Source organism: Haloglomus litoreum (assembly GCF_029338515.1).
Lineage (GTDB): Archaea > Halobacteriota > Halobacteria > Halobacteriales > Haloarculaceae > Haloglomus > Haloglomus litoreum.
In genome coordinates this window covers 881,309-900,248 of sequence record NZ_CP119988.1, presented here as the reverse complement: position 1 = coordinate 900,248, position 18,940 = coordinate 881,309, and the positions used below count along the sequence as shown (strand labels likewise).

The following is an 18,940-nucleotide window of genomic DNA, read 5'->3' as shown; positions in this document are numbered from 1 at the left end:
TTTCGAGCCCGATGGCTCGTTCGATACAGAAAGGGGGAGCAGACCATCAGAGTGTTCGGTGATAGACAACCTCCAGACGCTCTTCTCCCGCGTAGGTGTTGACCGTCGTTCCGGTCCGGTCGAACCCCCGTCGGTCGTAGAACGCACGGGCGCGCTCGTTCTCCGAGAGGACGCAGAGTGCGACACCGGAGAGCTGTGACGGAAGTCGTAGCAGCGTCTCGTCGAGGAGTCGGGTACCGATACCCTGGTTCCAGCTGTCGGGTCGGACGTGGATCGCCGACAACTCGGCCTCCCCCTCTTCGACGAAATCCTGCGTCTCCTCGGGGGCCCAGACGAGTTCTACGAGCCCCAGAACATGGTCCTCGTCGAGGGCGATCAACAGCGCCTTCGCATCGGCTGACAGCGTCTCGTGGACGAACTGGCGGAATCCATCGGACACCTCCGGATCCCAGTCGAGAGCGTCCGGTGGGAGTAGCCCGGCAAATGCGTTCCGTCGGCTCTGACGCATCACCTGGAAGATGCCATCCACATCCGCTGGCCTCGCGGCTCTGATCGTGACGTCCCGTTCCATCGGCTCCAGAGGGAACTGCTGATACCATGAGGGTTTCCCAGCGGGGAGAGAAGCGAGCGCATTTCGGCGCCCGGAGCGAACGCAGGGCGGTAGCGTTGTTCCGAGCGCGCTTGCGAGGAGTAGTCGCGGAGGGCACCCGCGACCCCGACGAGTGAGGCCGCTACTGCTCGATGATCGATTCCTCGACCGCCTCGCCGAAGTGTCGCGCTACCGGTTCGTAGTACACCAGCACCTCGTCACCCTCCTCCAGGTCCGTCACCGCCTTGCGGCCCTCGGCCGTGGCGACCTTGATGGTCTCGGCGTTCTGGAGCAGCGTCTCGATGACGTCCGTCTCCCCGTCGTGGCTCACCTCGGCCTGCACCCGGAACATGGGGCGCTTCTCTATCTTCGAGCGGCCGACGATGGTCTCGCGGGTGTTGCCGTTCGTGTCGACAATCTGGACCTCGTCGCCGCTACGGACCTCGGAGAGGTACTTCGTCTCGCCGCCGGGGGTGCGCACGTAGGCGTGGACGGCGCCCGCGTTCACGCGGAACGGGCGGCTGGCGACGTACGGCGAGTCAGCGGTCTCGGCGTGGACGAAGAACAGGCCGCGGCTCATCGAGCCGACGAGCATCCCCTCGTCGTGCTCCATCAGGCTCCCGGTGTCGACGCAGACGCGGTCGGCGCTGCCGACCTCCTCGACGGCCGTGACGGTCGCGTGGGTCAGCTCCAGCGACTCCCGGTCGGTGGCGTCGCGGGCGTCGACGGTCGCGCGGATCTCGTCGGGGTCGTCCGTATCCAGCAGGACGGCGTCGGCACCGAGTTCGAGCGTCTCGAACGCCGTCCGGGCCTCCTCGGCCGTCTGGACGCCCGCGACGAGGTCGGTCTCCTCGCCGATGCGGGCGATGAGGTTCTCCAGCGGGATGATGTTCCAGTCCTCGCCGACGACGATGGTGTAGTCGGCGTCGCGGGCGGCCTCCTGTGCGAGTTCCTCGTAGCCCGGGCCCAGCACCCGGACGTACGCGCCGCTGGTCCCCTCGGTCCGGCGGAGGGTGGTGAGGTCGGCGCTCCCCGAGAAGTCCGAGGGCAGGTCGACGGTGCCGTCGCCCTCGCCGTACTTGCCCACGACGACGGCGTCCGGCTCGGCCTCCTCGCCCGGTTCGGCGTCGTCGATGACGTGGACGTCGTCGCCGGCGAAGGCCGCGACGTTGACCCGGCCCAGCTCGCGGACCTTCGCCACGTCCTCGCGGTCGACGAGGACCCAGTCGACGCCGGCCTCGAGGCCGGCGGTGATGCGGCGTTTCCGTGTCTCCCAGTCGCCGACCGTGTCGTCGGCCTTCAGCCAGACGGCGCGTGACATACGTGTTCGCGGGGTCGGCTGGGGCCCGTTTAACCGTGGCGGAAGGTGCAGTACAGGGTCGTTGCGTCTGACTCCTGTCTGCTACGTGGTCGATAGGGTGAGATTGTCGGAGCGCTGTTGAAAGCCCCCGCCCGCTCTTGCTGCGATGATTGTGACCAACGAGACGACGGAACGCTGTTGAAAGCCCCCGCCCGCTCTTGCTGCGATGATTGTGACCAACGAGACGACGGAACGCTGTTGAAAGCCCCCGCCCGCTCTTGCTGCGATGATTGTGACCAACGAGACGACGGAACGCTGTTGAAAGCCCCCGCCCGCTCGACCGTCCGGGACTCGCTGCGCTCCTCGGCGGCCTTCGGCCGCCTGCGGTGCTTGCCTCGTCCGGGACGGGTCGAGGCGGGCGGCCCCTTTCAGTCCCGCCCTGTTGCTGGTTGCACCGAGCGATGTGCGTGGTGGTTCCGGCCGAGCAGGGTGGCCCCACACCTCCCCGCGCGGGCGCCGGGGTGTTCCGGCACGCTCGCTCCGCTCGCGGCCTCCACAGAGAGGGCGCCCGCGCGCTTCCTGGTCTCGGAACCGGCCGGCCGAGCAACCGTTCTCCGGCCGGGAGCGCGTGGCGCAGCGCGAACGCGCAAGCCCGCGCGACCCGGGGAAGGGCAGGGCCACAGCGCCCGTGCCACCTTCCGCGCCCCTGGTGGACTCGAAGGGCGAGCGCTCTCGACCATCCCGGGCGACGCAAGGACCGCAGGCCGAACGTAGTGAGGCCGAGGACCGCAGCGAGCCCCGGATGGTCGAGAGCGCGAGGGCTTCGTAGATGGTTCTGTCGTCGCGGTCGTCGTGAGAGAGCGCGAGGGCTTCGTAGATGGTTCTGTCGTCGCGGTCGTCGTGAGAGAGCGCGAGGGCTTCGTAGAAGTCTCCGTCGTCGCAGTCGCCGTCACCCTGGTCGCTCGGAGGAAGTATGGGAAGTCGTAATCACCACCATCCTAGTCGCCGGTCGGGGCTGCCGCTTCCGGCCACCCTTTCCCGTCCAGCCCCGAACGCGGTCCATGCCCGACGACACGGCGGACCTGTTCACGCCGCTCGAACTCCGCGACACCACCGCGCGCAACCGCGTGATGGTGTCGCCGATGTGCCAGTACTCCTGCGACGGCGACGGCCTCGCGACCGAGTGGCACCACGTCCACCTCGGCTCCCGGGCGGTCGGCGGCGCGGGGGTCGTGATGGCCGAGGCCACCGCCGTCTCGCCGGAGGGGCGCATCACGCCACACGACCTCGGCATCTGGTCGGACGCCCACGGGGAGGCGCTCGCCGACACCGCGGCGTTCGTGAAAGCACACGGCGCGCTCGCGGGCATCCAGCTCGCCCACGCCGGGCGGAAAGCCTCCACCGAGCGCCCGGCCGACGGCGGTGGCCCAGTCCACGACGAGCGCGGCTGGACGACCGTCGCGCCGAGCACGGAGCCGTGGCCCCACGACGAGGACGACGGGGGGCCGCTCCCGACGGAGCGCCTCGACGTCGAGGGCATCCAGGGGGTCGTCGACGACTTCCGGGCGGCGGCCGAGCGCGCGCTCGACGCCGGCTTCCAGGTCGCCGAGGTCCACGGCGCCCACGGCTACCTGCTCCACGAGTTCTGCTCGCCGGTGACCAACGACCGTGACGACGACTACGGCGGCGGCTTCACCGGCCGGACGCGACTCGTCCGCGAGGTCACGCGCGCGGTGCGCGACGTGTGGCCCGACGACCGGCCCGTGTTCGTACGGCTCTCGGCGACCGACTGGCTGGGCGAGGACGCGTGGACGGTCGACGACACGGCCCGCCTCGCGCCCCTGCTCGCCGAGGACGGCGCCGACCTCATCGACGTGAGCGCGGGCGCCATCGACCCCTCGCAGGACGTGCCGGACCTCGGGCCACACTACCAGGTGCCGTACGCCGAGCGGGTGCGCGAGTCGCTCCGCGAGGCCGGCGCGGACTGCGCCGTCGGGGCCGTCGGTGGCATCACGACCCCGGAGGGCGCCGACGAACTCGTCCGCAACGACCGCGCCGACCTCGCCATCATGGCCCGCGAGCACATCCGCGACCCGTACTTCACGCTCACCGCCGCGCAGGAGCTCGACGCGCTCGACCGTGTGGACGTGCCCCGGCAGTACTACCGCGGGTTTCCACAGTAGCCGCTCGCCCGGAGTTGCTGGCTGGTCGAGCGTCGTGCCCGGGCCGGTTCCAGTACATAAAGGGGCGTACTATTCGCCGACGCTGCGAGGGAGGTGGCGTCCGACCGTGTATCCATGACGACGCTCGTCATCGGCGCCGGGGCCGCGGGGGCCGCGGCGGCACACGTCTGTCTGGACGCGGTGGTCTGCGAGGCTGACGAGGCCGTCGGGGGGCGGATGGAGAGCCGCGAACGCGGCGACATGGTGTACGATATCGGCACGACCTGCCTGCCGGACACCGGGGACGAACGCTCGACGGTCGCCCGGGAGGTGCTCGGGGAGGACTGCAGGTCGTTCGAGGCCCGCGTGGCGCCGGCGGCAGCCCGTCCCGACGGGGGCGCTCGCCCGACCCGCAACCACCTGACGGGTCGGCACGGCCTCGGTGAGCTGCCGCGTCGGATGCTCTCGGCCGCCCACTGCGACCTCCGGACCGGGACGACCGTGCGCCGGCTGGAGCCGGCCGCCGACGCGTGGCGCGCCCACACCGACGACGGCCTCGTGACCGTCGAGCGCGTCGTGACGACCGCCGGGCCGGCGCGGACGGCCGACCTGCTGCCCGACGGGCCGCTGGCCGACGACCTCGACGCCGCGGCGGCGCGACTGGAGCGCCGGACGCTCGACAGCGTCGTGCTGGGCTACGACCACGCCGTCGAGGGCGACTGGGACATGCTGGAGCCGGGTGCGGACGGCGCGGGACTCGTCCGCCGGGTCGTCCGCGAGTCCGCGAAGCCGGGGCACGTCCCCGACGGACGGGAGGCGCTCGTGGTGCGGCTGGGCGACGACTGGACAGCGACCGACGGGACCGACACCGCGACCGACCGTGCCCGCCGGGCGGTCGCCGACCGGCTGGAGGACGACCGGCTCGCGGCCCCGGCGTGGACGGACCACGAGCGCTACCGCTACGCCGACCCCCACCACCACGCCGATCCCGGGCTCGTCCGGGCCGCCGCCGACGAGGGGCTCCACCTCGCGGGCGGCTGGGTCGCCGGCACGACGCGGACGGTCGCGCCGCTGGAGACCGGACTGGACGCCGGGCGCCGCGCGATGGGGTTCGCCCGGCAGGCCGCCGTCGGGCCGGACGGCGGCGCGGAGCTGGCGGTCGAGGGTCGCATCGGGGAGTAGTCGAGCGGTCGCACCGAGGGAGGTGGTCGGACCCCCGCGACGGGACGGTCAGACGAGGTCCACGCCGAAGGCGGCCTCGGATCCACTCCAGCGGGATCTCCTCCACGTCGCCGGCCCCCCACTGCTTCAGCGACTCGAGCCACGGCTGGATCATGAACTCGCCGACCGGATGCTGCATCCAGCGTCGACCACAGGGATGCCATCACGTACCATGACACCAGGTGCGAGAGGTGACGGTCTGAAGGATTCGATTCCGCTGTTCGGCGAATTTCTGCATTACACAGATAACAGTTCGATAATCGACGACTTTTACGCCGAATTCCGGAATTACCCGACCTAGCTCAGGAACACTCAGAACAGCGAGAGGTCACCGGTCACCTTGTCGACGATGTTCTCCGGCCCGGGCCCGACGGCGAGCGCGGTGACGGTCCCCGGTTCGAGCTGCGTGTGGCCGGCGTCCCGGACCAGCGCGTACGGCAGTCCCTCGCGGCGGGCGAGGTCGGCCAGTTCCTGGAGCGCCGACTCCGAGTCCCCCTTCAGGACGATCTTCTTCTGCCCACCACCCTTCCACTCGCGCTGGCTCTTCGCGTCGGCGTCCTCGTAGGCCTGGAGCGAGGCGTGGGCGACCTGCGCGGCGAGTTTCCCCTGTCCCATCCCGATGTCGGTCCGCGCGACGATGGCCTGCTTCATACCGGGGCTGCGGGGGCGACCGGCTTAGGGGCGACGGCTCGGCGCGCGAGGCGGAGCCGGGACAGGGGGCCCCGACTCAGATGAGCAGGAAGACGCCGAAGGCGATCAGCACCAGTGCGATGCTGTACTTCAGCCCGGTGAGCGTCCGGTTGTCCGAGAGCTTGCCCGTGATGAGGCCGGTCCCGACGGCCTGGATGATGGCGGAGTGGAAGAACAGGGTCCGGTAGGCGTCGACGGCGCCCTGCGAGATGGTGACCGGCCCGGCCCCGCCGCTGGTGAGGCCGCTCCCCGTGATGGGGCCGAGGAAGCTCTCGTTGATGATGACGATGACCGCCAGGTAGACCAGGAACCCGATGATGACGACGGCCGTGTACGACGAGAGGGTCTGCTGACGGTCGCGGGCGAGCCGGTAGCGGTGGCGGGTGTCCTCGGCGGCGATATCGAGGACCCGGTGGAGGTCACCCGTCGAGCGCGACCCCTCGGCGAGGATCTTGCAGGTCCGGGTGAGCTGGGAGACCTGGAGCCGGTCGGCCAGCCCCAGCAGTGCCCGCCGGATATCGTTGTTCCAGCGGATGTCGTTGCTGACCCGCTGGAGTTCGACAGCCAGCCGGCCAGTGAGGTTCCGGGCCACGAGATCGAGGCCCTCGGTGAGGCCGACGCCCATCTGGTTGGCACTGGCGAGGATGTCCAGCGCGTCCGGGAGCCGCTTCGCGACGGCGTCCTTGCGCCGACGGGCGATCTCGTGGAAGATCGACAGCGGCACGGCGACGATGAGGAACGGCGCGATGACCAGCAGCGCCGTCGTCGAGACCGGTCGGTCGATGAAGGCAGCCGGCGTCGGGGCTGCCAGCCCGGTCGCCACGACGCCACCGAGTACGGCGAGCGCGATCGGGACGGAGACGAGCAGCGTCGTCCGCGGGTCGTTCCGGAACACCGCGGCGGGGTCAGAGAGTCGCTCCCGGAGCCACGCCTTGCGCCGGATGCGCTGGAACGTCTCGAAGTGCGGGTGGGCCCGGAGCCGCTCGTCGGGGTCGCCAGGTGACCGGTCGTCAAGCTGGAGCTCGTGACTGGGCTGCTTGTACGGCTCCGAGAGGACGGAGATGGTGACGAGGAAGGCGGCCATCCCGAGGGGGACCGCGACGTAGACGATGATGGCCAGCGGGAGCGTCCCGACGTTGCCCAGCAGGCTCAGCATCATCAGCGTCACCACGACGAACAGCGGGGCGGCGACGAACGCGACGACGAACACCTCCGAGAGCGTCGCGAGTGCGTCGAGGAACGACTGCTGCTCGTCGCGGGCGCGCTGCATGTACTTCTCGCTCTCGTCCTCGAGGAACACCGTCAACTCCCCGCCCGAGTCGAGCACGGAGAGCAGGTCGTCGAGGAACTGCTCCAGGTTGTCGCTGGGGGTGATGTTGCGCGCGTTCCGGACCGCGGTGAACAGGTCGTTGCCGAAGACGTCCACGTCCCGGACGATCATGTCGAACTCGTGGGCGACCTCGCCGTACGTGTCGTCCGCGGCCGCCATCTGCCGGAGGACGGCCGTCATCTCCATCCCCCCGAACGAGAGCGCGTACATGTAGACGATGGCGTGTGGCAGCGTCACGTCGATGCTCCGACGCCGCACCTCGACGACCGCGGAGGGGGCGTAGTAGATGGCGAGCCACGTCATCCCGCCCGTCAGGAGGCCGAGCGAGGTCACCGACGCGACCCCGGCGATGACGACCCGATTCGCGCCGACCGCCCGGGCAAGCCAGCCGGGGACGAACGGGGGCGCCGAGAGCCCCGCCAGCGCGCCGGTCTGTGCCAGCATCACGGCCAGGGCGAACCCCACCAGCGCACCGATGATGCCGGCCGCCGCGGCGTACGTCGCGGCTCGCGTGAGGAAGAGGTCGTAGGTGGTCCCGAAGCGGCCCTGGTTGAGCCGCTCCTGCAGCTTCCAGTGCCGGTCCGGTCGCGTCTTGAAGTAGGCCCGGACCGGACCGAACTTCTCGCTCAGGATCCGTTCGCGGAACTCCTGTTCGACATCGCGCTCCGTGCCGGGGACGTACTGGTCGGTCTCGTACTCGGGGACCGGCGGGTGCTCTGCCGTCCCGCCGTCCGGTTCGAGGGGGTCCGGCGCGGCGGTCGACGTGTCACCGGCGGGCCCCTCGGCCCGGTCGGTCACGGCCCCTCACCCCGCTCTGCGGTGTGCTCGTCGCCCTCGGCGTCCGGGTCCGGGTCGGCTGCCGGGTCGTCCGTCGCGCCGGTCGGGTCCTGGTCCTCGGCCGCGTCGGCCGTGCCGTCGCCGTCCGTGCGGGTGACGGCGTCCAGGTCCGACAGATCGGTGTCGGGGTCGACCTCCTCCCAGGGGTCCGGCGCGCCGGCGGGGCGGGCGGTGGCCGTCTCCCCGGCGACGGCGCTGCTGGCGGCACTGGTGGTCACCCCCTGCCGGGGGCTCGGGTCGGCCTCGAGCGAACCCAGGCCGTCCTCGTCCGAGCGGATGGCCTCCAGCACGCGCTCCTGGTCGTGCATGAACGTGTGGATGACCCGGGCGACGTCCTCGTACCAGGTGATGTCCTGGTCGACGAGGTACTCCAGTACCTCGACGCGGCGGTCGAGTTCCTGGTTGAGCCGCTTGTGATCCCAGCCCCGGTCGTCGGCGATGTCGTCCAGCACCCGCGAGTCGAACATCTCGTTGTAGGAGTCGTTGGCGGCGTCCCACTCGAACACGTCGTGGACGGAGACGTCGTCGACCTCGCCCCGCGAGAGGAGTTCGGTGACGCGGGCGTTCCGGCGGACCCGCTCGCCGTCGAGCATCACCTGCCGCTGGATGGAGACGATGTCCAGCTCCTTCACCATCTGGGTGGGCACGCCGAGCGGGTCGTTCTCCAGCCGGTTGATGACGCCCGTGACGGACTCGGAGTGGATGGTCGTGTAGGCGGTGTGGCCGGTCGCCATCGCCTGGAAGAAGGTGAGCGCGACGTTGGCCTCGGTCCGGATCTCGCCGACGAGGATGTACTCGGGGCGCTGGCGGAGCGCGGTCTGGAGCTGCTCGTACATCGTCACCTCGCCGCGGCCCTCCTCGGTGACGGACTCCCGGGTGAGCGACTGGATCCAGTTCTCGTGTGGGAGCGAGATCTCGCGGGTGTCCTCGATGGAGACGACCTTCGACTTCTTCGGGATGAAGAAGGAGACCGCGTTCAGCGAGGTCGTCTTCCCGGAGCCGGTGCCGCCGGCGAAGACGAGCGAGCGGTTGTTCTCGATGGCGAGCCAGAAGTACGCCATCTGCTCGACGCTGAAGGTGCCCCAGTTGATGAGGTCGACCGGCGTGTCCGGCACCGAGGAGAACTGCCGGATGGTGAAGTTCGGGCCGCGGGTCGCGACATCGCCGCCGAACGTGAGCTGCACCCGGGAGCCGTCCGGGAGCGAGGCGTCGACCAGCGGGTTCGAGACCGAGAGGTGCTTGCCCGCGCGCTGGGCCATCCGCGTGACGAACGACAGCAGCCCGTCGCGGTCGAACTGGACGTTCGTGTCGAGGTCGCGGTACTCGCGGTGGTAGACGAAGACGGGCACGTCGGCCCCGTCGCAGGAGATGTCCTCGACGGCCTCGTCGCGCATGATCGGGTCGATACGCTCGTAGTCGACGAAGTCCCGCTTGAGGTAGTAGCGGAGCTTGTGGAGCGAGATGGGGTCCAGCGCCGCCGTGTGCTGGTCCATCAGTTCCCCCGCCCGGCGGGTGAACGTCCGCTCGAGCGCCCCCTCCTCGTCGATGTCCTGGTACATCAGGCTGTCCCGGAGGACCTTCGACAGCTCGTCGAGGACGAACGCCTCGTACTCGTCGAGCATCGGCTCCGTGACCCGGTAGCGCCGCTCGTTGGTCCCGTGCTCCTCGAGGATGGAGACGTACGCGAACGGTTCGTTGACCCAGTACCGCTCGATCTCGTCGTGGTGTGCCAGGTAGGAGAAGTCGAACAGACGGCGGTCGATCGCGTCCTCGCCGGGTGCCGGGAACTGATCGTCCTCCTCGTTCCCCCTGAAGTAGTCGAAGACGTCGGCGAGCACGGCCGACCGGGTCGGGTGGTCCCGAACCGCGTCCGGAACCGGTGGCACCCCCCCGAGGGCCTCGACATCCATCCCGGCGGCGGAGCCGTTCCCCTCACGTAACAGGCCCGTCAGCCCTGACCGGACACCGACGATCGTTCCCGCGACCATGTCGGCGACCGACCGGAACGGCCCTCCCTGCCGCTCACGCCGCTGGTCGTTCCCCTGTGAACTGCTATCATTACCCCCCATCGCTTGCATGAATTGATTGGAAGGTCAGGTATAAATGTTGTTCTCGAACGGACTCTTTTCACCATCTGAATAGAGCAACCAACCATATCTGACACCAGATGGAGACAGACCGCTGTCGCCGTCCCTCGGTGGCGCGCCGGTGAGCGGGGTACGACCGAGCCCGCCGTCGGGGAATCGCGAGGACCGGGACTCTTTTGCCCTCGTCGCGCCCGCCCATGGCCATGATACTCTCGGACGCGGACATCCTCCGGCGGCTCGAAGGGGGCGACCTCGCCATCGAGCCCCTGGAGGACATCGACCTGCAGGTCCAGCCCGCCAGCGTCGACCTCCGGCTGGGGCGGGAGTTCCTGGAGTTCCAGCGGACGAACATCCCCTGCATCCATCCGGGCAGCGAGGCCGAGACCGACGAGTACGTCGACGAAACCGTCGTCCCCGAGGACGGCGAGTTCATCCTCCACCCGGGCGACTTCGTGCTCGGGACGACGAAGGAGCGCGTGGAGGTGCCGGCCGACCTCATCGCACACGTCCAGGGTCGCTCCTCGCTGGGACGGCTCGCGGTCGTCATCCACGCGACCGCCGGCATCATCGACCCCGGTTACCGCGGGCAGATCACGCTCGAACTGTCCAACCTCGGGACCGCGCCCGTCGCGCTCACCCCGGGGATGCGCATCTCGCAGGTCCTGTTCACGGAGCTGAGTTCGCCCGCAGAGCGCCCCTACGGGAGCGAGCGCGGCTCGAAGTACCAGGACCAGGCCGGACCGCAGGCGTCCCGCGTCGGCTCGGATGCGGAGTTCGGTGGTGACCAATGAGGCCCGACCGTGTCGTGGCCGAGTCTCGGCAACGGACGGGAGCGTTCGGTGGTGACCGGTAGCCGATGAAGTTCGTCGAGGAGATCGTGGTCGAGGAGTTCCTCCCGACCTACCGGTCGCTACTGGCCGCCGAACTCCGCGAACAGGGACTCACACAGAGCGAGGTGGCCGACCTGCTGGGCATCAGCCAGAGCGCCGTCTCGAAGTACGCCACCGGGGCCGTCGCGGTGAACGACCGCGTCGCCGAGGACGAACGCGTCAGGGACCTCGTCGACCGGGTCGGTGCGGGGCTCGCGTCGGGCGAGCTGTCGCCCGCCGGCGCGCTCGCGGAGGCGGAGGTCCTCGTCCGCCGGCTGGAGCAGGGCGACCTGCTCGCGCGACTCCACGAGGAGGCGTTCCCGCCGCTGGCCGACTACGAGGGGGACTTCGACGTCCACGACCCCGAGTCCGGGCTCCGGGCGAGCGAGCGCGTGCTCTCGTCGGTCCGTGGCGGACTGCGGACGCTGGAGGAGTCCCCGGCCTTCGCCGCGCTCGTGCCGGCCGTCGGCTCGAACCTGGTCGAGGTGCTCCCGGAGGCGACCCGTGTCGAGGACGTCGCGGCGGTCCCGGGGCGCATCCTCGACGTGAAGGGCCGCGCGACGGTGCCGGCCGAGCCGGAGTTCGGCGTCTCCGTCTACGTCGCGAGCGTCCTGCTGGCGGCCCGACGCGCCGGACACGGTGCGCGCGCCGCGTGCAACGTCCACTACACGCCGGCCGTCGTCGACGCGCTCGCCGACCTTGGCTACGACGCCGTCGAGTTCGACGCCGTCGGGGAGGCCGCACGGACGGGCGCGGACGAGGCGGCCGACGGCGGGGATCTCGACGCCGCCGTCGCCGAGGCGCTCGCGGACCGGCCGGACGCGGACGCCCTCTACCAGACCGGCGGATTCGGCGTCGAGCCCATCGTCTACGTCCTCGGCCCGGACGCGGCGACCGTCGCTGAGCGGGTCCGGGAGCTGGCCGAGACCGTCCGATGAGCACCGTCGCGGAGTTCTACGGCGACAACGCCGCCCTGTACGACCGCATCGCGACGCTCCCGCCCGTCGGCCGGTGGCGCGCCCGCGCGGTCGCCGCGCTGGACCTCTCGCCCGGCGACACCGTCGTCGAGATGGGGTGTGGCACCGGCGCGAACCTCCCCTACCTGCGGCGGGCGGTCGGGCCGCGCGGACGGGTGGTCGGGGTGGACCTGACGGGCCCGCTACTCTCGCGGGCCCGCGAGCGCATCGCACGCGAGGGCTGGGAGAACGTCCACGTCGTGCAGGGGGACGCGACGACGACCCCCGTCGCCGACCCGGACGCGCTCCTGGCGACGTTCGTCGTCGGGCTGCTGGAGGAGCCCGGGGCCACGGTCGGGGAGTGGTGTGACCTCGTGGCGGCCGGCGGGGACGGCGCGGACACCGACCGACCGGGCGGCCGGGTCGCGCTCGTCGACGCGACGGCGAGCGACCACCCGGTCGGTCGGCTCCTGAACCCGGCGTTCCGGGCGTTCGTCGCCGCCGGGGCGCCCTCCTCGACACCGGCGGACGTGGCGCGTGCGCTCGTGCCGGGGAGCGACCTCGACGCGCCGCTCTCGGAGCGCGTGCGGGCGTCACGGCGGGCGCTCACGGCACGGGCACGCGACCGGCGCTACGAGGAAGCAGGGCTGGGGTTCGTCGGCGTGCTGTCCGGCTGGGTCGGGTAGGCCGGCGGTAGCGGTCGAGAACGTGGGACACCGGGTCAGAGCGGGTTCCGCCCCTCCTCCCGTGGGGAGGTGTTCCGTTCCGGTCGAGCCGCACCGCTATCGGTCCGTAGCGCGTGAAAAGGAGCCGACAGCCACAGCGGGTCGGTTCAGGCCGTCCGGCCCGGGCCGACCTCGGCCTCCTCGGCCTCGGAGGACTTCCGGTAGGTGTCCAGCCCGAGCAGGCTGTTGAGGGGGCACTTCTGGGTGAGCCCGGTCACGACGAACACGAGGCCGACCAGCAGGGCGATGGCCGCGAGGGCCAGTCCCAGTGTCCCGGCCGCGATGGTCACGTAGCCGAGCAGGGCCGCCGTCCCGACGATGGCGAGGATGGGGCCGACAACCAGACGAGCGATACGGTCGTATCCGCCGACGTTCTTCTCCATGGACACCAGTACGCTCGTTCCGGGGATATCCGTGTCGCTGAACCCCAAACCCCGAGAATCAGCCCAGATCGCCGCTCCGGATGGCGTCCTCGGCAGCCGCCAGCGCCGCCTCGCGGTCGAACGCGGCGACGATGTCGCGCAGTTCCTGCTCGGATGCGTCCTCCAGCGAGCGGGCGTGCTCGGTCATGTTCGGCACCGCACGCATCACGTTGTCCACGATGGGGATGCTCGCGGACTGTGCCGAGCGCGACATCGGGTTGAGATCGACGACGATCTCGGTCTTGCCCATCTCGGCCAGGGCCTCCGCACGGTCGCCGTCCTCCAGCGGGACGAGGACGGTGTCGGCACTCCCGATGCCGTCGGCGTCGACCTTCGCGCGCTCGTGGTCGAGGCCGGGGATGCGGCCGTCGGCCGCGAGTCCGAGCACGTCGCGCGCGCCGTGCTCGCGGAGGTGGTCGGCGATGCGCTCCATCCGCTCCTCGGTCCGGTTGAACAGGTTCACCTCGATGTCGGCACCCGTGACCTCCGCGAGGACGACGACCTCGCCCGGGCACAGCGCCGCGACGTTCCCGTTGACGGAGACGACGGCCTGGTCGGCGAGGAGGAACTGCGCGGCCGCCGCCCGCTCGGCCTCGTCCGCCGACGGGATGGTCCGCTCGCCGAGCAGGTAGTCGTACGCCTCGCCGCGGCCCTGGGCGATGAGCCCCTGCCGGGAGGTGATGCCCTTCTCGACGCCTGCCTCGATGCGGTGGCGGGTCAGCAGCGACTCGTACCGGGGGTGGCTCTCCGGTACCTCGACCTCTGTCATGGGTCGTCTACTGGTGTGGCGGGGGAAAAGGTGTGTCGTTGCCCGGGACGCCCGCGTTCCGAAGCCCTTAGAAGCCCGAACCGAGAAGAGACGCGTAACTCGTCGGTCGCGGGCACCGGCGGGCACCTGCTACGGCAGGATGGAATGTGGCCAGCGGGGGCAGGGCCCCCGGAGAGGCGGCGCAGCCGCCGATGGGCTGAACCACGCAACGCCCGCGGTGACACAATATGACACGAAGCTTCTACTCGCACATCCGGGAGGCCTGGAACTCCCCGAAGGAGGGCAAGCTCGCGGAACTGCAGTGGCAGCGCCAGCAGGAGTGGCGCGACCAGGGCGCCATCGAGCGCATCGACCGTCCGACGCGGCTGGACCGCGCGCGCTCGCTGGGCTACAAGGCAAAGCAGGGCATCGTCGTGGCCCGCGTCGCCGTCCGGAAGGGCGGGGCGCGAAAGCAGCGGTTCAAGGCCGGCCGGCGCTCGAAGCGCCAGGGTGTCAACAAGATCACCCGCCGGAAGTCCATCCAGCGCATCGCCGAGGAGCGCGCGGGCCGGAAGTTCCGCAACCTCCGCGTCCTGAACTCCTACTGGGTCGGGGAGGACGGCTCGAAGAAGTGGCACGAGGTCATCCTCGTGGACCCCGAGCACCCCGCCATCGAGAACGACGACGACCTGAACTGGATCTGCGACGACTCCCAGCGCGGGCGCACCTACCGCGGGCGCACCTCCGCGGGCCAGAAGGGTCGCGGCCAGCAGGGCCGTGGCAAGGGTACCGAGCACACGAAGCCGAGCCTCGGCGCGGACCGACGGCGCGGGAAGTAAACGAGCTTTTTTCCGCTGCGGGTGACCTTGTGCGCCGGCTTCGCCGGCGCCCTGCGGTCACCGGCTGGCGGCTACGCCGCCAGATAATAGATTGCGGCCGCAATCCGCTTGCGCAAAAAACGTTCAGAAAAAAGCTCGCCCTCGACTCGGACCTGTCGGCCTCCCGGCCAACAGGACGCTCGTCTCGGGCGAGTGAAACCGCGCCTGCGGCGCGGTATACGGTAGCTTCGAACCGTGCGAACGAAGCAAGTACGGATGCATATCCTTCCGACCGACTCAAGCCCCGAGCGCCGACACCCCCGACATGGAACTCTGGCGGCTCTCGCGGACCGCGACCGCGCGCCGGGCGTACGACTGGCTGGCGGCGCGTGGCGTCCGCGTCTCGACGATGCTCCTGTACGCCCACGAGGGGGCCGTCCCAGAGCGCGAGCCGCCAGCCGGGGCGAGCATCGAGCCGTTCGCCGGTGACCCAGCCGGCCTCCCTGCGAACCTCGGTGCCGACGCCGCCGCCTCGCCCCGCGAGGCGCTCTCGGGGCTGGGCTCGTTCGACCGTGGGCTCATCGCGCGCGTGGACGGCGCGTACGCGGGCCACGTCGTCGTGACCGACCGTCCCGTCGAGGTCGAGGTGCTGGAGACGGTGCTGGACGAGCCGGGCGGGTACGTCCACCGGTTGTTCGTCGCGCCCGACCACCGGGGCGAGGGACTGGCGAGGGCGCTCGTGGCGGCGGCCGTCCGCGTCGCGCGAGAGTGGGACCGGGCGCGCTCGTGGGCGCTCATCGCCCCCGACAACCGGCCGTCGCGGTGGACGTTCGAGGCCTGCGGGTTCGGACCGGAGGAGCGTCTGGACTACGTCCGGCTGGGGCCGCTCCGGCGCCGCAACCGGACGCGCGTGTGACCCGGGCAGGCCCCGTGAGAACCGTTCACTAACTGGGCGTAACGTACCTATATACTCTTATCTAAAGTATTTATTATTGTGAAAATTTATAGTCCCATGGTGCCCAGTCCCGGGCAAGGATGTCCGGAGCCGCCTCGGAAGGCATCGTAGACTGGGTCCGTGACAGGGCGGCCGAACACGGCTGGGAGGCCGACCGGCGGAGCTTCCTCCGGGAGTTGTCGGTCGCGGACTGCGTGAGCCTCGTGGCGCTCCTGTTCGGCTGGGCGGCCGCGCTGCTCATGGCCTCCGGACAGCCCAACTGGGGCCTGCTCGCGATGCTGGGTGCGTTTGCCTTCGACAAGCTCGACGGCGCGGTCGCTCGCGCCCTGGATGTCACCAGCGACCTCGGCCTGCAGGTCGACTCCTACATCGATATCTTCGCCTACCTGGTCCCCGCGGCCCTCCTCTACCACCTGACGATGGCGCCGAACGTGTACGCGGGCCTCGTGGTCGGGTTCGTCGTCCTGGCGTTCGGCGGCCTGCGACTCATCCGCCACTCGACGGAGGGGTTCGGCGTGGACGACGGCGTGGCCTTCTACCGGGGCCTCACCGTGGTCCACGCGAACGCCGTGGTCGTGGCGAACTACTTCCTCGTCAGCTTCGTTCCGGCGTGGAACGGCTGGCTCGCCGCTGCCACCATCCTCCCGATGGGACCGGCGATGACCGCCAACTACCGGAGCTACAAGACCGACGATAGCCACCTGCTGGTCGGCGTCCTCGCGACCGTCGCAGCGGGGCTCTGCCTGATTCTCATCTTCGGAGTCCGATGATACGCCTCGACACGCACGTCCACACCCGGTTCTCCCACGACGCCGCTGGCTCCGTCCGCGCGGTGCTGGCAGCGGCCCGTGACGCCGGGCTCGACGGCCTGGCCATCACCGACCACGACACCGTCTGGGGGGCCCGTCGGGCCGCACGGCTCGCGTCCGAATACGGCCTGTTCGTCATCCCCGGGGTGGAGGTCTCGACGGCGGAGGGGCATCTGCTCGCACTCGGGGTCGAGGCCGCCCCCGTGCCCGGCCGGCCGATGGCCGAGACCGTCGGGACGGTCCGCGACCGGGGCGGGGTGGCGGTCGCCGCGCATCCCTTCCAGGTGAGCCGCCACGGTGCCAGCGGCCGGACCATCCGCCGGGCGGCACCCGACGCCGTGGAGACGTTCAACGCCCACCAGATGACGGGCCTGCAGAACCGCCGCGCTCGGCGGTTCGCCGACCGTGCCGACTACCCCGCCGTCGGTGGGAGCGACGCCCATCGACCCGAGATGGTCGGGCGGGCGTACACCGAGGTGCGGCCTCCCGGCGGGAGCGAGGCGACCGATCTCACGGCTCCGGACCCACCGGGTGTCGATGCCGGGCAAGCCCTCGCAGCCATCCGCGCCGGCCGGACGACCGCACGGGGCCGACGGACCCCGGCGACCCGCTACGTGGGACAGCTCGTCCACAACGCCACCCTCCGGACCGGCGGCGGCCTGGCCCAGGTCCGGCAGCTCCTCCCCCGCTGATGGACCGGGACGTCTTCGAGTCGGCCGCGGACCGCCGCGCGGCGCTCCTGCGGCTGGCTGGACTCGTCGGGGCCGTCGGCCTCGTCTCGGCGCTCGTCCTCCGTGCGGCCCCGTTCCTGCTGGACCCCGATGCGACGCGCGCCTGGGTCGCCGGGTTCGGCTCGCTCGCCCCGGTCGTCTTCCTCGCCGTCCAGTCGACACAGGTCGTCGTCGCGCCCATCCCCGGCCAGCTACTCGCGGTCGCCGGGGGCTACCTGTTCGCGCCGCTGCTGGGGGCGACGTTCAGCGTCGTCGGCGTCCTGCTGGGGAGCGCCGTCGCTATCGGCCTCACCCGCCGGTACGGCCGGCCGTACGCCGAGTCCGTCGTGGCCGACGACACCCTCGCGGAGTTCGACGCGGTCGTCGACGAGACGGGCGAGGCCGGGCTGTTCGTCGCCTTCCTCCTCCCCGTCTTCCCGGACGACGCGCTCTGCTTCGTCGCGGGCCTGACCGACATCCCGACGTGGCGCCTGCTCGTGCTCGTCGCGGTGGGCCGGACGCCGACGTTCGTCGCGGCGGCGTTCCTGGGCGACGCGGTCGCGACGGCGAACCTCGCCACGGTGGGTCTGCTCCTGGCGGCCGGCGTGGTGTTCACCGTGCTGGGCTACTGGAAGCGCGGGGACCTCGCGGCGGCGGTCGCGGACGCGCGCCACGACGCTCGCCCGGAGAACCCGAACGGCTGAGCCGCGGCCGGCCTGTCGGGACGGTCGGAACTGTTATCTGAAGACCTGTGCAATTGAGTATATGTCCGACGCCGAACTTGAGGTCGACACCGACCGCCTCCGGCGGTTGCTGGGCGACCAGCTGGAGGAGTGCTGTGACAGCGATGTCGACGCCCGGGTGACCGAACTCCGGGCGCTGGATCGTGAGACCGCCGCGCCCGGGGACGACCTGACCGCGCTCCGGGCGCTGGGGGGCGAGACGCGCTACCGCCTCGCCCGCCTGCTCGCCGCGGGGGGCGAGCGCTGTGTCTGCGAGCTCGCCCCGCTCGTGGACGTCTCGGAGTCGGCGGTGAGCCACGCGCTCTCCTCGCTGGCCGACGCCGGACTGGTCGAGCGCCGGAAGGCGGGCCGCTGGCGCTACTACCGTGCGACCGACCGCACGACCGCGCTGTTGAACGCGCTGGACACGACCCGGGAGGTGCCGGCATGAGCCGACGGACGCTGGGCTTCGTCTGCGTGCAGAACGCCGGCCGCTCACAGATGTCGACCGCCTTCGCCGAGCGCGAACGCGAGCGCCGTGGGCTGGCCGACGCGGTCGACATCGTCACCGGCGGGACCGACCCCGCCGACGCGGTCCACCCGGAGGTCGTCGAGGTCATGGGCGAACTCGATATCGACCTCTCGGACCGGACCCCACGCGCCGTGAGCGACGAGGAACTGGACCGATGCGACATCGTGGCGACGATGGGCTGCTCGACGCTGTCGCTCTCGGCCGACACCGAGGTCCGCGACTGGGCGCTCGCGGACCCCCACGGTCAGGACGTCGAGCGCGTCCGGGAGATCCGCGACGAGATCGAGGGCCTCGTCGTCGACCTGTTCGACGAGGTCGAGGCCGACCTCGCGGCCGAGCAGTAGCATCACGGGCCGCTGTTGCTCCCGGAGCTCGTACCCGTTGCTCCCCGGCTGCGAGCCACACCGCCACAGGTCGCTCGACCCCTCGGTGTAATACCCCACCTCACAACTGCGGGG

General features: G+C 70.8%; 19 protein-coding genes. 12 read left to right on the top strand and 7 right to left on the bottom strand.

All coding sequences use genetic code 11. The features are described 5' to 3' along the window. Positions 1-46: 46 nt before the first annotated feature. Both P2T62_RS04430 and P2T62_RS04425 read right to left on the bottom strand, forming a co-directional pair. Complete coding sequence (locus P2T62_RS04430; RefSeq protein WP_276260283.1) at positions 47-571, bottom strand: GNAT family N-acetyltransferase; 525 nt, start codon at positions 569-571, stop codon at positions 47-49. A gap of 160 nt (positions 572-731) precedes the next feature. Continuing rightward, positions 732-1,910 (bottom strand): 3-dehydroquinate synthase II, encoded by a 1,179-nt coding sequence (locus P2T62_RS04425; RefSeq protein ID WP_276260282.1) that lies wholly within the window; start codon positions 1,908-1,910, stop codon positions 732-734. 1,040 nt (positions 1,911-2,950) lie between these two features. Here P2T62_RS04425 and P2T62_RS04420 point away from each other — a divergent pair. Together P2T62_RS04420 and P2T62_RS04415 are read left to right on the top strand one after the other, a co-directional pair. Next, a complete protein-coding gene (locus P2T62_RS04420; RefSeq protein WP_276260281.1) occupies positions 2,951-4,072 on the top strand; it encodes an NADH:flavin oxidoreductase/NADH oxidase in 1,122 nt (373 codons plus the stop codon). 114 nt (positions 4,073-4,186) lie between these two features. Further along, positions 4,187-5,233, top strand: a complete 1,047-nt coding sequence (locus tag P2T62_RS04415) for an FAD-dependent oxidoreductase (RefSeq protein WP_276260280.1) — start codon at positions 4,187-4,189, stop codon at positions 5,231-5,233. A 351-nt stretch (positions 5,234-5,584) separates the two neighbouring features. Here P2T62_RS04415 and pth2 read toward each other — a convergent pair whose 3' ends face one another. The 3 genes from pth2 to P2T62_RS04400 form a co-directional block, all read right to left on the bottom strand. Further along, on the bottom strand, positions 5,585-5,923 hold the full coding sequence (gene pth2, locus P2T62_RS04410; protein ID WP_276260279.1) for a peptidyl-tRNA hydrolase Pth2: 339 nt from the start codon (positions 5,921-5,923) through the stop codon (positions 5,585-5,587). 76 nt (positions 5,924-5,999) lie between these two features. Continuing rightward, positions 6,000-8,090 carry a type II secretion system F family protein gene (locus tag P2T62_RS04405; RefSeq protein ID WP_276260278.1) on the bottom strand — a complete coding sequence of 697 codons (2,091 nt, stop codon included), beginning with the start codon at positions 8,088-8,090 and terminating at the stop codon, positions 6,000-6,002. Further along, positions 8,087-10,198, bottom strand: coding sequence for a type II/IV secretion system ATPase subunit (locus tag P2T62_RS04400; RefSeq protein WP_276260277.1), 2,112 nt, complete (start codon positions 10,196-10,198; stop codon positions 8,087-8,089). The genes P2T62_RS04405 and P2T62_RS04400 overlap by 4 nt, the downstream gene beginning before the upstream one ends. 221 nt (positions 10,199-10,419) lie before the next feature. Between P2T62_RS04400 and dcd the strand changes: the two genes are divergently transcribed. The 3 genes from dcd (at position 10,420) to P2T62_RS04385 (ending at position 12,727) form a co-directional block, all read left to right on the top strand. Continuing rightward, positions 10,420-11,007, top strand: coding sequence for a dCTP deaminase (gene dcd, locus P2T62_RS04395; RefSeq protein WP_276260276.1), 588 nt, complete (start codon positions 10,420-10,422; stop codon positions 11,005-11,007). Between the two features lie 65 nt (positions 11,008-11,072). Beyond that, the gene (locus P2T62_RS04390; protein WP_276260275.1) at positions 11,073-12,023 is read left to right on the top strand and encodes a thiamine-phosphate synthase family protein; all 951 of its coding nucleotides are present in this window, start codon (positions 11,073-11,075) and stop codon (positions 12,021-12,023) included. Continuing rightward, on the top strand, positions 12,020-12,727 hold the full coding sequence (locus P2T62_RS04385; RefSeq protein WP_276260274.1) for a class I SAM-dependent methyltransferase: 708 nt from the start codon (positions 12,020-12,022) through the stop codon (positions 12,725-12,727). Before P2T62_RS04390 ends, P2T62_RS04385 begins: the two co-directional genes overlap by 4 nt. 146 nt (positions 12,728-12,873) lie before the next feature. Here P2T62_RS04385 and P2T62_RS04380 read toward each other — a convergent pair whose 3' ends face one another. Then, the gene (locus tag P2T62_RS04380) at positions 12,874-13,149 is read right to left on the bottom strand and encodes a YgaP family membrane protein (RefSeq protein ID WP_276260273.1); all 276 of its coding nucleotides are present in this window, start codon (positions 13,147-13,149) and stop codon (positions 12,874-12,876) included. Between the two features lie 58 nt (positions 13,150-13,207). Beyond that, the gene (locus P2T62_RS04375; RefSeq protein ID WP_276260272.1) at positions 13,208-13,957 is read right to left on the bottom strand and encodes a 4-phosphopantoate--beta-alanine ligase; all 750 of its coding nucleotides are present in this window, start codon (positions 13,955-13,957) and stop codon (positions 13,208-13,210) included. A 227-nt stretch (positions 13,958-14,184) separates the two neighbouring features. Here P2T62_RS04375 and P2T62_RS04370 point away from each other — a divergent pair, with 227 nt between their 5' ends. The 7 genes from P2T62_RS04370 to P2T62_RS04340 all read left to right on the top strand — a co-directional run bounded on the left by P2T62_RS04370 (position 14,185) and on the right by P2T62_RS04340 (position 18,826). Further along, the gene (locus P2T62_RS04370; RefSeq protein ID WP_276260271.1) at positions 14,185-14,775 is read left to right on the top strand and encodes a 50S ribosomal protein L15e; all 591 of its coding nucleotides are present in this window, start codon (positions 14,185-14,187) and stop codon (positions 14,773-14,775) included. A 304-nt stretch (positions 14,776-15,079) separates the two neighbouring features. After that, positions 15,080-15,670 (top strand): GNAT family N-acetyltransferase, encoded by a 591-nt coding sequence (locus P2T62_RS04365; protein WP_276260270.1) that lies wholly within the window; start codon positions 15,080-15,082, stop codon positions 15,668-15,670. A 119-nt stretch (positions 15,671-15,789) separates the two neighbouring features. After that, entirely contained in the window at positions 15,790-16,479 is a 690-nt protein-coding gene (locus P2T62_RS04360; RefSeq protein WP_276260269.1) for a CDP-alcohol phosphatidyltransferase family protein, read from the top strand. Further along, positions 16,476-17,210: a CehA/McbA family metallohydrolase gene (locus P2T62_RS04355; protein WP_276260268.1), complete on the top strand. Its 735-nt coding sequence runs from the start codon at positions 16,476-16,478 to the stop codon at positions 17,208-17,210. The genes P2T62_RS04360 and P2T62_RS04355 overlap by 4 nt, the downstream gene beginning before the upstream one ends. Then, a complete protein-coding gene (locus P2T62_RS04350) occupies positions 17,210-17,932 on the top strand; it encodes a TVP38/TMEM64 family protein (protein WP_276260267.1) in 723 nt (240 codons plus the stop codon). Before P2T62_RS04355 ends, P2T62_RS04350 begins: the two co-directional genes overlap by 1 nt. Positions 17,933-17,993: 61 nt before the next feature. Then, the gene (locus P2T62_RS04345) at positions 17,994-18,401 is read left to right on the top strand and encodes an ArsR/SmtB family transcription factor (RefSeq protein ID WP_276260266.1); all 408 of its coding nucleotides are present in this window, start codon (positions 17,994-17,996) and stop codon (positions 18,399-18,401) included. Further along, on the top strand, positions 18,398-18,826 hold the full coding sequence (locus tag P2T62_RS04340) for an arsenate-mycothiol transferase ArsC (protein WP_276260265.1): 429 nt from the start codon (positions 18,398-18,400) through the stop codon (positions 18,824-18,826). The genes P2T62_RS04345 and P2T62_RS04340 overlap by 4 nt, the downstream gene beginning before the upstream one ends. Positions 18,827-18,940 lie beyond the last annotated feature (114 nt).

Coding starts and splice junctions, on each gene's coding strand:
- P2T62_RS04400 (WP_276260277.1), bottom strand. CDS start 10,198: ATGGGGGGTAATGATAGCAGTTCACAGGGGAACGACCAGCGGCGTGAG.
- P2T62_RS04390 (WP_276260275.1), top strand. CDS start 11,073: ATGAAGTTCGTCGAGGAGATCGTGGTCGAGGAGTTCCTCCCGACCTAC.
- P2T62_RS04355 (WP_276260268.1), top strand. CDS start 16,476: ATGATACGCCTCGACACGCACGTCCACACCCGGTTCTCCCACGACGCC.
- P2T62_RS04380 (WP_276260273.1), bottom strand. CDS start 13,149: ATGGAGAAGAACGTCGGCGGATACGACCGTATCGCTCGTCTGGTTGTC.
- P2T62_RS04420 (WP_276260281.1), top strand. CDS start 2,951: ATGCCCGACGACACGGCGGACCTGTTCACGCCGCTCGAACTCCGCGAC.
- P2T62_RS04385 (WP_276260274.1), top strand. CDS start 12,020: ATGAGCACCGTCGCGGAGTTCTACGGCGACAACGCCGCCCTGTACGAC.
- P2T62_RS04345 (WP_276260266.1), top strand. CDS start 17,994: ATGTCCGACGCCGAACTTGAGGTCGACACCGACCGCCTCCGGCGGTTG.
- P2T62_RS04370 (WP_276260271.1), top strand. CDS start 14,185: ATGACACGAAGCTTCTACTCGCACATCCGGGAGGCCTGGAACTCCCCG.
- P2T62_RS04415 (WP_276260280.1), top strand. CDS start 4,187: ATGACGACGCTCGTCATCGGCGCCGGGGCCGCGGGGGCCGCGGCGGCA.
- P2T62_RS04365 (WP_276260270.1), top strand. CDS start 15,080: ATGGAACTCTGGCGGCTCTCGCGGACCGCGACCGCGCGCCGGGCGTAC.
- P2T62_RS04340 (WP_276260265.1), top strand. CDS start 18,398: ATGAGCCGACGGACGCTGGGCTTCGTCTGCGTGCAGAACGCCGGCCGC.
- P2T62_RS04360 (WP_276260269.1), top strand. CDS start 15,790: ATGTCCGGAGCCGCCTCGGAAGGCATCGTAGACTGGGTCCGTGACAGG.
- P2T62_RS04375 (WP_276260272.1), bottom strand. CDS start 13,957: ATGACAGAGGTCGAGGTACCGGAGAGCCACCCCCGGTACGAGTCGCTG.
- dcd (WP_276260276.1), top strand. CDS start 10,420: ATGATACTCTCGGACGCGGACATCCTCCGGCGGCTCGAAGGGGGCGAC.
- pth2 (WP_276260279.1), bottom strand. CDS start 5,923: ATGAAGCAGGCCATCGTCGCGCGGACCGACATCGGGATGGGACAGGGG.
- P2T62_RS04425 (WP_276260282.1), bottom strand. CDS start 1,910: ATGTCACGCGCCGTCTGGCTGAAGGCCGACGACACGGTCGGCGACTGG.
- P2T62_RS04430 (WP_276260283.1), bottom strand. CDS start 571: ATGGAACGGGACGTCACGATCAGAGCCGCGAGGCCAGCGGATGTGGAT.
- P2T62_RS04350 (WP_276260267.1), top strand. CDS start 17,210: ATGGACCGGGACGTCTTCGAGTCGGCCGCGGACCGCCGCGCGGCGCTC.